The sequence below is a fragment of the Streptomyces sp. NPDC001108 genome (genome assembly GCF_053598535.1).
Window position 1 is genome coordinate 493,393 of the sequence record NZ_JBSFKL010000003.1, and the last position, 13,099, is coordinate 506,491.

10 protein-coding genes are annotated in these 13,099 nt (G+C 75.3%); all 10 read left to right on the plus strand.

What is annotated here, in order from left to right:
- The first annotated feature begins 57 nt into the window (after positions 1–57).
- From ACWC97_RS10690 to ACWC97_RS10735, 10 genes are read left to right on the plus strand one after another with little or no spacing between them, the layout of a single operon-like run.
- Positions 58–888 carry a TauD/TfdA family dioxygenase gene (locus ACWC97_RS10690; protein ID WP_450648670.1) on the plus strand — a complete coding sequence of 277 codons (831 nt, stop codon included), beginning with the start codon at positions 58–60 and terminating at the stop codon, positions 886–888.
- Complete coding sequence (locus ACWC97_RS10695) at positions 885–1,586, plus strand: glycosyltransferase family protein (protein WP_352273188.1); 702 nt, start codon at positions 885–887, stop codon at positions 1,584–1,586. The genes ACWC97_RS10690 and ACWC97_RS10695 overlap by 4 nt, the downstream gene beginning before the upstream one ends.
- Entirely contained in the window at positions 1,571–2,734 is a 1,164-nt protein-coding gene (locus ACWC97_RS10700) for a hypothetical protein (protein WP_450648672.1), read from the plus strand. Before ACWC97_RS10695 ends, ACWC97_RS10700 begins: the two co-directional genes overlap by 16 nt.
- Positions 2,731–4,032, plus strand: a complete 1,302-nt coding sequence (locus ACWC97_RS10705; RefSeq protein WP_450648674.1) for an aminotransferase class III-fold pyridoxal phosphate-dependent enzyme — start codon at positions 2,731–2,733, stop codon at positions 4,030–4,032. The genes ACWC97_RS10700 and ACWC97_RS10705 overlap by 4 nt, the downstream gene beginning before the upstream one ends.
- A gap of 10 nt (positions 4,033–4,042) precedes the next feature.
- On the plus strand, positions 4,043–5,467 hold the full coding sequence (locus ACWC97_RS10710; RefSeq protein WP_352273191.1) for a thymidine phosphorylase: 1,425 nt from the start codon (positions 4,043–4,045) through the stop codon (positions 5,465–5,467).
- Complete coding sequence (locus ACWC97_RS10715; RefSeq protein WP_352273192.1) at positions 5,460–6,542, plus strand: acyl-CoA synthetase family protein; 1,083 nt, start codon at positions 5,460–5,462, stop codon at positions 6,540–6,542. Before ACWC97_RS10710 ends, ACWC97_RS10715 begins: the two co-directional genes overlap by 8 nt.
- Complete coding sequence (locus ACWC97_RS10720; RefSeq protein WP_450648677.1) at positions 6,542–8,032, plus strand: carboxylesterase family protein; 1,491 nt, start codon at positions 6,542–6,544, stop codon at positions 8,030–8,032. Before ACWC97_RS10715 ends, ACWC97_RS10720 begins: the two co-directional genes overlap by 1 nt.
- 20 nt (positions 8,033–8,052) lie before the next feature.
- Positions 8,053–11,799: an ABC transporter ATP-binding protein gene (locus tag ACWC97_RS10725; RefSeq protein WP_450648679.1), complete on the plus strand. Its 3,747-nt coding sequence runs from the start codon at positions 8,053–8,055 to the stop codon at positions 11,797–11,799.
- Positions 11,796–12,857, plus strand: a complete 1,062-nt coding sequence (locus ACWC97_RS10730; RefSeq protein ID WP_352273195.1) for an SGNH/GDSL hydrolase family protein — start codon at positions 11,796–11,798, stop codon at positions 12,855–12,857. The genes ACWC97_RS10725 and ACWC97_RS10730 overlap by 4 nt, the downstream gene beginning before the upstream one ends.
- 47 nt (positions 12,858–12,904) lie before the next feature.
- Entirely contained in the window at positions 12,905–13,090 is a 186-nt protein-coding gene (locus ACWC97_RS10735) for a hypothetical protein (RefSeq protein ID WP_450648681.1), read from the plus strand.
- Positions 13,091–13,099: the final 9 nt, after the last annotated feature.

Consider the following 13,099-nt stretch of genomic DNA (forward strand, 5'->3'; position numbering starts at 1 on the left):
GCCGTCCCTCGCGGATCCCGCTGGACCCGCGGGCCCCGGGGTGCGGGGGCGCGTGGCATGCGACTGATGACGTCCGACTACACGGAGCTCTCCACGCCCGGCCACGGCTACGTGACCGGTCCGCTGCGCCCCGACATGACCCACGACCTGCTGGAACGCTACGGCTTCGCGGTGGTCCGCGGCCCGTCCGGCGCGGTGTCCGCCGAGGACGCCCACCGCGGGATGGCGGCGGTGCGGGCCGGCCTCGGTCTCGGGGAGCCCTATGTCCCGCTCCTCTACCGCGACCGGGGCGCGCCACCCGTGACGGAGGTGACGCGGAAGGTCGACTCGGACCATCCGACGTTCCACACCGGCGCGGCGCAGGGCTGGCACACCGACGGCCTCCTGGAGGACATCGGGACCATCCGGACGACCCTGCTGTACTGCGTACGCCCGGCGCGCGTGGGCGGCCGGACCTTCCTGCTCAACGCGGGGCGGGTCTTCGCGGAGCTGCGGGACCGGGACCCGGAGGCGGCCGAGGTCCTGCTGCGGGGCACCATCCTCGGCCGGCGGTCGACGATCCCGGGGGCGGTCCGCGAGGCCGTCGGGCCGGTGTTCGCCGCGCTCGGCGACGGCCACTACGCGACCCGGTACGGCGAGGGCCGGGTCGAGCGCTGGTATCCGAGGGACGCCGAGGAGCAGCGGTGCCTGGCCCGCGCGCTCCGCTACTTCAAGGACCGCCGGGACGATCCCGACGTCCGGATCGATCTGCTCCTGCGGGCCGGGCAGTGCCTGGTCTTCCGCAACGACGTACTGGCCCACGGCCGGGAGCACTTCACCGACGACCCCCGCCGTCCGCGCCTGCTGCTGCGGAGCCTGCACACCGATGCCCCGGAGCGTGTGTCATGAGGGACTCCGTGATCATCCCGATGGCCGGGCGGGGGACGCGTTTCGGGGCCCCGTACCCGAAGGAGCTGCACGTCGTGGCGGCGCACCGCACCGTGCTGCACTGCTGCCTCGGGCCGCTGACCGCGCTCGGCCCGGAGCGGCTGCGGGTCGTCTGCGTGGTCGGCCCGGACCGGGCCCGGTCCATGGACGTGGTCGCCGAGGAGCTGGGCGGGCGCGGCGCCGACGTGGTCTTCACCGTGCAGAACCGGCGGCGGCACGGGGCCGATCTGGGCGGTGCCGTCCGCGCCGGGCTGCCGTACTGCGAGGGGGTGACCGCCCTGGTGCTCCCCGACCAGATCTTCACCACCCGGGAGCCGGGCGACTTCGCGGTGGCGATGGACCTGGCGCGCCGGCACGGCCGTTCGGCCCTGGTCCACCCGACCACGGACCCCGGGGCGCTGCGCGCCGACGGCGCGGTGGCGTACGACCGGGAGTCCGGTCTCATCACGGCGTGCGAGGAGAAACCGGAGCGGGATCTCGGCCGGTTCGACGGGCTGTGGGTGGTCCCGATGGCCGGCCCCGACCACCGGGAGCTGCTGCCCTCGGTGGCGACGGACCCGGCGCGCGTCCTGACCGGGGCCGCCTGTGTCGAGGTCGGGAGCTACGTCAATGTGACGCGGCCGTCGGACGTGTGGGGGCTTCGATGTCCGACGTACTGATGGACTGCACCGGTCACCGGGTCGACTGGACGTCACTCGGCGGGATCGGGCTGCGGGCGCGGGAGCTGGCCGCGGAGATCGCCCGGGTCGCCGGGGTGACGGTCTTCTCCCCCGGTTCGCTGCCCGAGCGGCTCGGCCCCGGGGTCCGGCTGGTGACCCGGGAATCCGCCTGGGCCGCCGAGCTGCGCCGGAGCGACATCGTCTACTCCTTCGACTCGCCGTCCCCGGAGCGGCTGGCGTCGGTGGCCGACAGCGGTCTGCCGATGATCGTGGAGAACGCCCCGCCGCTCGAACACGCCCTGTACCCCTCGCTGGCGCGGCGCGCGGACCGCGAGAGCCGGTACCGGGAGACGGTGGAGGCGTACCGGCGGCAGTTGGCGGGCGGGGCGTTCTTCACCTGCCGGTCGGCCGTGGAGCGGGCGACGCTGGTGGCGAACCTCTGTCTCACCGGCCGGGTGACGGTGGAGGCGATGCGGGCGTCGGGCGCGTTGGACGGGCTGGTCACCACCATCCCCGTCGGGTTCTCGGAGTCCGCCGCCGAGGCGGCCCGGCGCCGGCTGGCCGAGGCCGGCCGGGAGAGGTCGTCCCGGGAGGGGCCGTTCCGGGTGGTCTGGTCGGGCGGTCTGTGGACGTATCTGGACCCGCTGTTCGCGCTGGAGTCCGTACGGATCGCCCGGAGCCGCGGGGTCCCCGTGGAGCTGGTGTTCCTGTACGGGCGGGAGAACCCGGACAACGCGGCGGTCCTGTCCGGACTGCTCGGTGCCGTCGAACGGTACGGCTGCGGCGGATACGTGACGATCCGTCAGGCGCCGCTGGGCCGGGCGGAGTACTTCCGGGTGCTGGCCGGGGCGTCCGCGCTGCTCTGCGTCGGGCGGCGCGGCGTCGAGAACGACACCTGTGTGCGGCTGCGGATCAGGGACTCCCGGCTGTTCGGCCTGCCCACCGTGGTGGACCGGCACGGGCCGACCTTCGACGAGCTGGCCAGGGACGGGCTGGCCCACGGTGCGGACGACCCGGAGGAGGGGGCCGCCGCCCTGGCGGTGCTCCACCGGCGGCGCGGCGAACGCGCGCCGCTCGACGCGTACGCGTACCGCCGTACCGCGCGCGACCTGTGCGCATGGATCGAGAAGCGGAAGGGGGAACGATGAGTTCCGAGGACGAGAGGGCGGAACGGGGCGGGAGGGGGGCGGCCGTCTCGGCGCTGGGACGTCCCTGGCGGGCTCCCCGCGACCACTCCGGGCCGACGTTCGTCGCCGGGCGGGGCGCCTGGCTGACCGACCGGACCGGGCACCGGGTGATCGACGCGACGTCCGGCGCGCTGAACGTGTTCTGCGGGCACGGGGTCGAGCCGGTGGTCGACGCCTACCTGGCGCAGCTGAGGAAGCTGGCCCATGTCGACATGGCACAGGGGCTCGCCGGACCGGCGCACCGGCTCGCGGACGCGCTGCGGGACGTCCGGGGCCACGGCGGCGAGCGGTTCTTCTTCGCCAACAGCGGTTCGGAGGCGATCGAGCTGGCCGTGGGGCTCGCCTCCCGGTACTGGGCGGCGGTCGACGGGCGGCGTACGGACCTCGTCGCCTTCGAGCGCGGCTACCACGGCTCGACCGCGCTGTGCCAGGCGCTGTCCGGGCTGCCGCAGACCGGTGACGCCCCGGGCCGGGACGCGGTCCGCGTCCACCGTCTGACCTTCGGCGGGTTCATCGGCGCCGGGCAGCGGTCGGAGGCGGCGCGGGCGTACATCACCGCGCGGCTGCGGTCGCTGCTGGCCCGTACGGCGGCGGGCACGGTGCTGATCGAGCCGTTCCTGAACGTCGGGGGCGGCATCCGGCTCCCCGAGGGGCTGCTCGGCGACGTCCGCCGGATCTGCGACGAGCACGGGGCGCTGCTGGTGCTGGACGAGGTGTTCACCGGGATGGGGCGGACCGGGGCGTGGTTCGCGCACGACCATCCGGGGGTGCGCCCCGATCTCACCGCGTTCAGCAAGGGGCTGACCAACGGGGTGTGCGCGCTGTCCGCCGTCGCGGCCGACCGCCGGGTCCTGGACCGGCTGCCCGCCGGGAGCATCGTGCCCTACGGCCACACCATGTCGGCCTCGGCGGCGGCCTGCGCGGCGGCGCACGCGACGCTGGAGCACCTGCGCGGCACCGGGGCCGTGGCGGCGGCCCGGGCCTCCGGTGCCCGGCTGCTCGACGCGCTGGAGCGGGAGTTGCGCGGTACGGACGGTGTGCTCGACGTCCGGGGGCACGGTCTGGCGCTCAGTGTCGAGCTCGACGGCGCCGACTGCGCCGGGAGCGTGCAGCGGGTGGTCTACGACCTCGGGGCCTACACCCGGCAGCAGGGCTCCACGGTCCTGCTCGCACCGCCCGCCTGTCTGAGCGGCGCGGAGGAGGAGCGGCTCGTCGACCATCTGGTCACCGGGGTCCGCAAAGTGGTCGCAGCGCGGTGAGGAGCCGACGATGACGGACATGATCGGCGTCGACGACGCCCTGGAGCACATCGAGCGGCTGCGCCACGGCGAGGCGCTCACCACCGAACGGGCCTCGGCGGTCCTCGCCCTCCACCGGGCGGGCCGCCTCGCCGACTACCAGCTCTCCGCCTGGCTGGCGACGATCGCGGCTCGCGGGCTGCGGTTCACCGAGACGGTGGCCCTGACCAGGGCGTATCTCGGCCCGGTCCGGCCCGGGGCGGCGATGGGCGGCGGCCGGCGGCCGGTGGTGGACAAGCACAGCACGGGAGGCATCGGCGACAAGACGACGCTGGTGGTGGTGCCGCTGGTGGCCGCGCTCGGGGTCCGGGTCTGCAAGCTGAGCGGGCGGGGGCTCGGGATCGCCGGGGGCACGATCGACAAGCTGGAGAGCGTGCCCGGGCTGCGGCTCGAGTTCACCGAGGCGGAGCTGGCCGCCCGGCTCGCCGCCGACGACGCCGTCATCGGGTCGTTCTCCGGTGAGCTGGTGCCCGGTGACACGGCGACGTACGGGCTGCGGTCGGTGAGCGGCTGCGTGCGGTCGGCGCCGCTGATCGCCGCGAGCATCGTCAGCAAGAAGGTGGCGGTCGGCGCCGACGCGGTGGTGTTCGACGTGCGGTACGGGGCCGGTTCGCTGGTGCCCGACCACGGGGCGGCGCGGCGGCTGGCGGGGCTTCTGGTGCGGCTCGGCGGCGAGTTCGGGCTGCGCTGCCGGGCGGTGCTCAGCGACGGATCCGTTCCGCTGGGCCTGGCCGTCGGCAACGCGGCGGAGGTCGACGAGGCGGTGGACTTCCTGCGCGGGCGGGGGGACCGGGGGCTGGCGGCGGAGTGCGAGGCCCTGGCCGTGCAGATGGTGCGGGTGGCCGAGCCGGACGAGCCGGAGGGCAGGATCCGGGAGCGGCTGCGGTCGGCGCTGGGTTCCGGGGCGGCGCTGTCGGTCTTCGTCCGGATGCTGACGGCGCAGGGCGGTGACACCGCGCCGGTCCTGCGCGGCGACGGGTACTGCCGGCCGGGGGTGCGCGGACTCGTCCGGGCCCGGCGGGCCGGGTGGGTCACGGACGTCTCGGCACTCGACATCGGCCGGGCCGCGTTGAAGCTGGGCGCGGGCAAGGTGTTCGCGGGCGATGTCATCGACCCGCACGCCGGGATCCGGCTCGCCCACCCCCTGGGCGGGCGGGTCGCGGAGGGGGACGTCCTGGCCGAGGTGTTCCACCGGGAGGGGCTCGACGCCGGGGCGGCGGTGGAGCTGGTGGCCGGGGCGGTCCGGGTCGGCCCCCGGGAGGACTGCCGGGCGCCGCGCGCGCCGGAGCCGCTGTCCGGGACCGACGCCTGCGCGGACGTACCGGCCCATGTCTCCACGGGCGTCTTCGCGGACGCCGCCACGCACGGAACGGGAACGGGGACGGTCCATGTCTGATCCGACGACGGGCCCGGTCGCCGCCCCCGCCGCCGAGCCGGAGCTGCGGGAGTACCTGACGGCGATGCTGCGCTGGCACTTCGGCGAGGAGACCGGCTCCCGGTTCTGGGTCGACCACCGCGCCGCCCTGCCGTTCGACCCGGTCGCCGACATCCACACCTTCGACGACCTGCGCCGCTTCCCGTCCCGGGTCAACGAGTTGCGCGAGGCCCGGGTCGAGGACCTGGTCCCCCGGGGCCTGGCCGACGAGCCCCCGCCCTACGTGGTGGAGTCCGGCGGCACGACCGGCAGGCCCAAGCGCGCCGTGCTGTCGCTCTCCCGGATCGAGCAACTGGTCGACCTGTACTGCGCGTACGTGCCGGAGGCCGCGGGGCACACCATGCTGTCGCTGTTCCCGACCGGCCCCCATCTCGCGGGGAACTGGCAGCGGCGGTGGGCCCGGCGGCTGCGCGTGCCCTACCTCCAGGTGGACATCGACCCGCGGTGGGTGAAGTCCGGGATCGGGGCGGACGTGCGGCGGCGGTACGTCGAGCACGTACTGGCCCAGGCCCTGGACGTGCTCCGCACCCAGCACGTCGGGCATCTGCTGGTGACCCCGCCCCTGCTGCGCGCCCTGGCCCGCTCGGAGGAGCTGGCGGACCGGGTGCGGGCCACGGTGCGGGTCGTCACCTGGGGCGGGGCCCGGATGACGCGCGAGGAGGTGTACGAGTACGCGCGGCTGGTCTTCCCGGACGCCGTCTTCGTCGCCACGTACGCGAGTTCGATCACGGGGACGCGGGCGCTGCTCCGGCGGACGACGTCGTACGACGACCATCCGGTGTTCGACCCGGCCGGCCCGGAGCTGTTCGTCCGCGTCGTCGATCCGGGCACCCGCGCGCCGGTGCCGTACGGGGCCCGGGGCCAGGTGCTGATGCACACGGTCACCCGGGACATGTTCCTGCCGAACAACCTGGAGCGGGACCTGGCGGTGCGGACGGCCGGGACCGGGGGCGAGGAGTGGCGGGGCGACTCGGTCGCGGACGTCGTCCCGATGGCGGAGTTCGAGGGCAGCCGGATCGTCGAGGGGATCTACTGATGGGCGGTACGCGTCAGGGTCGGCGGGTCCCCGTCGTGCGGGAGACCGCCGCGGGCCGGGTCGGCGGGGTGCTCGACCGGCCCTCCGGCTCCGCCCGGTGGCGGGGCGTCCCGTACGGCACGGTCCGGGCGGACGGCGGCCGGTTCGCCGGGGCGGTGCGGCCGGAGCCGTGGGAGGGGGTGCGTCCGGCGCTGCGGCCCGGCCGGGTGTCCTGGCAGCTCCCGCCGGTCCACGACCGGGCGTCCGACACGCTGCGGCACTTCGGCTTCCCGCACACCGGCGGGACGGAGCACGAGGACTGTCTGAACCTCGACGTGCACACCCCGGACCCGGGTGGGGCGGGGCTTCCCGTGCTCGTCTGGTTCCACCCGGGCATGCAGGTCGCGGGGGCGGGGAGCATGCCCGGCAGGCGTCCGGAGGTGCTGAGCCGCACCCACGGCGTCGTGGTGGTGACGATCAACTTCCGGCTGGGGTGCTGGGGCCATCTCTTCCTGGACGAGCTGACCGGCCCGTCGGGCCCGGCCCGGCGGGACACGGCCAACCTCCGGCTGCGGGACCAGGTCCTCGCCCTGACCTGGGTGAAGGAGAACATCGCGGCCTTCGGCGGCGACGCGGGCAACGTCACCCTGTTCGGGGAGTCCGCGGGGGCCCACAACATCGGCTCGGTCCTGGGGTGCGCCGCCGCCGAGGGGCTCTTCGAGCGGGCCGCCCTGTACAGCGGCGGCTGCGAGAACGCGGTGCCGAGGGACGAGGCGACCGCCCTCGCCCGGGAGTTCCTGGAGTGCGCGGGGCTCGCCGGCGCGCCCGAGCGGCTGGCCACCGTACCGAACGTGCATCTGAAGGTGGCGCACGAACGCCTGCTGGGGCGCCACGAGATCGTGTACTACCGCGATGTCGTGGACGGTACGCACCTGACGCGTCCGCCGATCGCGGCGATCGCGGCGGGGGCGTCGGCCGGGGTCGACCTCCTGGTCTCCAACACGGCGGACGAGGCCGGGCTCTGGGACCACCTGATGCCGGGCGGGGCGCGGGTGGTGGCGCGGGGCGCGCGGAGCGCCGTACCGGCCGCACGGTACGGGGCGGACCACGAGGCGTTCATCGAGGCGGAGTTGTTCCTGCGCCCCTCGCGCGACCTGCTGCGGGCGAAGTCAGCGTCGGGCAGCGGCCGGTGCTGGTACCAGGTCTACGACCACGTCCCCTCGGACCACGGGCTGGCCGGGGCCGGGCGCGCGGTGCACGGCATGGACCTGGCGTCGCTCTTCTTCGATCCCGCCTCCCCCGGTACCGCGTCGGAGGCGGACGTCATGGTGGCCCGCCATGTCCAGGGGGCGCTGGTGGAGTTCGCGCACGGGAGGGGGCCGTCGGCCGGCGGCGTCCGCTGGCCGGTGTACGACCGCGCGGCGGAGCGGCTGGTCCGGATCGGGCGGGAGCCCCGGGTGGAGAGCGCCGTGTGGCCGCTGGACGACGACCACGCGGCAGCCGGCCGGTAGCGGGGGCGGGGGGACGGGGAGTGGGTACGGAATCCCGGGCGGCGCCGTCGTGGGCGGTGCGGCTGCTCGTGGCCTGGGCCGCGGAGCGGCGGACGGCGGTCTGCGCCGTGGCGCTGGCGCTGGCCGGGGCGGGGATCGACCTGGCGACGCCGCTGGTCGTCGGGTCCGTGGTCGACGGGCTGGCCGCCGGCCGGGCGGTCGCCCTCGGCACGCTCGTCCTGCTGGCCGTCGCCGCCGTGCTCAGGTTCGTCGTCCGGTTCGGCCAGCGCGCCTCCGCGAGCCGGCCGGCGACCCGGGTCCAGCACGAGCTGCGGGTGGCGTTGCTGGCCTCGCTGTGCCGCCACTCCGGCGAACAGCAGGACGCGTTACGGCGGGGCGAGGTGGTCTCGCGGTCGGTCACCGACCTCCAGGTGGTGCAGTCGCTGCTGACCCTGGCCCCGCAGGCGGCCGCGGCGGTCTGCCATGTCGCGGTCCAGGTCGTGATCATGTTCGTGCTCTCCCCGGTGCTGGCGGCGGCGACGCTCGTCGCCCTGCCGGTCGCGGGGGCGGTGGTGGTCCGGTCCCGGCGGCGGCTCCACGCGGCCACCTGGCTGTCCCAGCAGGCCGCCGCCGACCTCACCTCGTTCACCGGCGAGGCCGTCGCCGGGCTGCCCGTCACCAAGGTCTTCCAGCGGGAGGAGCTGGTCGAGGGCCGCTTCCGGGCCCTGGCCGCCGAGCTGTTCGGCCGCCGCCAGCGGGTCGCCCGGCTGAACGCCGTGTTCACGCCCGTCCTGGCCACGCTGCCGCAGGGCGCGCTCGTCCTGGTCGTCGGGGTCGGCGGGGCGATGGCCCTGCGGGGCGACCTCGGCGTCGGCACCTTCGTGGTGTTCGCGACGTATCTGCTCACCATGACCGGGCTGGTACGGCTGCTGGCCGGGGCGGTCTCCGCGGTCGCGCTCGCCCGGTCCTCGGCCGAGCGCGTCCACGCGGTCATCGACAGCGGCGGCCCCGGGCCGGACCCGGAGGCCGGACCCAGTGCAGAAGGCAACGGGGACGGGGTCGGAGTGGTGCTGTCCGGCGTCGGGCTGCGGCTCGGGCCGGAGCGGCGGCACGTCCTGCGGGATCTGAGCCTGACCGTCGCCCCCGGGGAGTGCCTGGGTGTCGCGGGCCGGACCGGCTCCGGGAAGTCGGTGCTGGGGCTGCTGCTGTCGGGGCAGTACCGGCCCACCTACGGGCGGCTGGAGTTCACCGACCGTACCGGGCGCGTCCGGGCATCGGCGCCCGGCGGCCCCGGTGCCGTGCTGGTGACGGAGGAGCCGTTCCTGTTCTCCGGCACGGTCCGGGACAACATCCTGCTGGGCCGGGAGTTCCACGGCGGCCGGTACGCCTCGGCGGTCGCGGACGCCGCCGTGGACACGATGCTGGACCGGCTGCCGGACGGCGACCTGACCCGTGCCGGTGAGGACGGGGCCCGGCTCTCCGGCGGCGAGCGGCAGCGGATCGCCCTCGCCCGGGCCCTGTACGGCGCGCCGGGGCTGCTGCTGCTCGACGACGCGACGTCCGCCCTGGACACCCTGACGGAAGCGCGGGTGCTCACCGCGCTGCGGCGGCGGCTCGGGGACGGGTGCACCGTCGTCATGACCGGGCGGCGGCGCGCGGTGCTGGCGCTGGCCGACCGGATCGCGGTCGTCGAGGGCGGCCGGGTGGTCGAACACGGCGCCGCCGGGGAGCTGATGGGACGTTCCGTACGGCTGAGGGCCCTGATGGGCGAGGCCGCCGGGACGCCGACGCTGGGCGCCGACGGGCCGGCGGCCGGACCGGCGGCGGACGGCCCCCCGCCCGGCCGGGCCCGCGCCGGCACCAGGGAGGACCCGGCCGGTGCGTACGCCGTCCGGCTGCCCGGGGTGGTGGACGCACCTGTGCCGGCGGATCTGGAGAGCGGACGGCAGGGCGGCCCGTTCACCCTCCGGGCGGCGCTGCGGCCGGTACGCGGCCCCGCCCTCGCGGCCCTCGTCTGCATCGCCGCCGAGGTCGCCGCGGCCGTGGCGCTCCCGGCGGTGGCCCGGTCCGTACTCGCGGCCGCGGCGGACGGCGACGCGGCGGCGGTCGGGGCGCTGTTCGCCCTGGGGTTGGCCGTCATGGCGGTGGGCTGGGCCGCCGGGTGGGGCACCATCCGTACGACCGCGCGGGTCTGCGACCGGGTGCTGTTCGCCGTACGCCTGCGGTGCTTCCGGCACGTCCAGCGGCTTCCGCTCCCGTACGTGGACCGGGTGCGGTCGGGCGGGCTGCTGACCCGGCTGACGTCGGACATCGACTCGCTCTCCGCGTTCGTGCAGACGGGGCTGGTGTCCCTGGCGGTCAATCTGCCGCTGGTGGGCGGGGTCGTCCTGGCCGTGGTCTGGATCGCGCCGGACCGCTGGCCCGTCCTGGCGGGGGCGGCGGCCGCGGTGCTGGCCGGGGCGACCGCGTTCCGGCGTGTCGTCTCCCGTTCGTACCCCAGGGCGCGGGACCTGCTCGCGGCGGTCAACACCGACCTGCACGAGAAGGCGCACGGCATCCGTACGGCGCAGATCTTCCGCTGCACGGGGCGGATCGTCGCGGAGTTCGCGGAGCGGTCGGCGGCGTACCGCGACGAACGCCTGCGCGGGCAGACGGCGGTGGCGTGGTTCTTCCCCCTGGTCGCGCTCGCCGTCGACCTCACGCTGGTCTGCCTGCTGCTGCCCGCCGCGACGGACGGGCCGCCCGGGGCCGGTGTCCTCGACGGCGGGACCGCCGCCGCCCTCGTCCTGTACCTCTCGCTGCTCTCCTACCCGATCCAGCAGATCGCGACGGTCTACGACGGCGCCCAGCAGGCCCGGGTGGGTCTGCGGCGCGTCAACGGCCTGCTGTCCGAACCGACGGAGGAAGCGGTGGAGGGGCTGGTTGAGGAGCCGACTGGGGGGTCGGCAGGGCCTGCACCGGTGCCTCCCGTGCCGGAGCGACCGGCGGGAGCGGGCATCCGGTTCGACCGGGTCGGCTTCCGGTACCGGGAGGACGCCCCGTACTCGCTCCAGGACGTCGTGCTCGACATCCCTCCGGGGGCGTCGCTCGCCGTCGTCGGCCCGACCGGGGCCGGCAAGTCGACCATCATCAAGCTGCTGGCGCGGTTCTACCACCCGCAGTACGGGACGCTCCGCCTGGACGGTGTGGACGTCGGCCTGATCCCGCTGCGCGACTACCGGCTGCGGACCGCCATCGTGCCGCAGGAGGCCCACCTGTTCAGCGGTTCCGTCGGCGAGAACATCGCCTTCGGGCGGCCCGATGTCTCCCGTGCGGAGATCACGGCGGTCCTGCGGTCGCTCGGCGCGGCGGAACTGATCGACGCCCTGCCCGGCGGGCTGGACCACGACGTCGGCCCCCGGGGAGCCGCCCTGTCCGCCGGGCAGCGGCAGGTGGTCGCCGTGACACGGGCGCTGGTCTCCCGCCCCCGGCTTTTGTTGCTGGACGAGGCCACCGGAGCGCTGGACGCGGAGGCGGAACGCACCGTCGTCCACGCCCTGCGCGGCGACCGGAGCGGGCGGAAGACCGTCCTGGTCGCCCACCGGCTCGCCACCGCCGCGCAGGCGGACGCCATCGCCGTCGTCGAACGGGGACGGCTGCTGGAGGTCGGCGGGCACGCGTCCCTGCTCCGGTCGGGCGGGCTCTACGCGGACCTCTGGGCGGCTTCCGCCGCCGACGCACCACCACACCGCGACCGGGGACGAGGGCCGGTCCGGGACCGAGGACAAGGACGAGGAGCGAGGACATGAGGTCACTGACCTGCGGTGAGGAGTTCCGGTTCAACGGGGCGGTGTCGTTGCAGCGGGGCGAGGGCTGGGTGGCGCCGTGGCGGGTGCCCTTCGACCGGGCCCGGCTGTACTTCCCCGAGGGCGGCATCGGGCGGGCGGGGATGCCGTCCGGGGTCGCCGTCGTGCTGACGACGGACACGGACCGCCTGGAACTCGACTACCTGTGCTCGCGGTGCCCGGACAACATCGTCGAACTCGCCGAGGACATCGAGCAGTTGGAGTCGGTCGACGTCGTCGTGGACGGGGTACGGCGTGGCCGGCGCGCCCTGTCCGCCTCCCGGAGCACCGAGACGCTGCGGCTGGACCTCGGCGGCGCGGTGGGCGGTGCGGAAGGCGGTGCCGGCGCGGGGCCCCTGCGACAGGTCGAGCTGTGGCTGCCGCTCTACGCCCAGTTCCGCCTGATCGACCTCCGGATCGACGCGGGGGCGACGGCCTCCGTACCGGCGCCGAACCCGAACCGGTGGGTGCACTACGGCGGTTCGCTCTCACAGGGCATGGGCGCGGACTCGCCGCTGACCAACTACGTGCAGTCGAGCCGGTGGCGCGACGATCTCGACCTGGTGTCGCTGGCCCGGGGCAAGGGCACGCATCTGGAGCCGGTCTTCGCGGATCTGATCGCCGAACTGCGGCCGCGCTATCTGACGATGGCGGTCGGCGGCATGGTCTATCTCACCGGCTCGCTGAACCCGTACACGTATCTGACGAACATGCTCGGTTTCGTGAAACGCGTCGTGGACACCGTGCCCGACTGCGAGGTGGTCGTCGTCCTGGCTCCGGCGAGCCCCCGGTTCCGCGACCGCAAGGGGCCGGGCGGGCTGACCGCGACGGAGTGGGCGACGGTGCACGACGCCGTGGTGGCGGCGGTCATGGAGTGGGGCGACGGCCGGGTCCACCCGGTGCGCCAGTGGGCGGACGTCGACGAGTCCGACTTCCTCGCCGACGGCATCCACCTGACATCGGACGCGCACCGCAGGTACGGGGCGTATCTGGCGGAGCGGATCCGCGCCCGCCTGGGGTAGGGCCGGTCCGTCCCGGACCGGATCGAATCCGACGAGGAGGAAATGACGTGCAGGACGCCGAGCAGACCCACGACGACGAGCAACAGCAACAGCAACAACACGAAGGAACGGTGGCGGCCGGGGCCGGGGCCGGTCCCGCCGAGGCGGACGCCGACTGGTTCGACGACGTTCCCGAGGAGAACGTCGGGTCCGTGCTCGCGCTGGACGAACTGGCCCCGTACCCGGGGATCTAGAGAACGGTG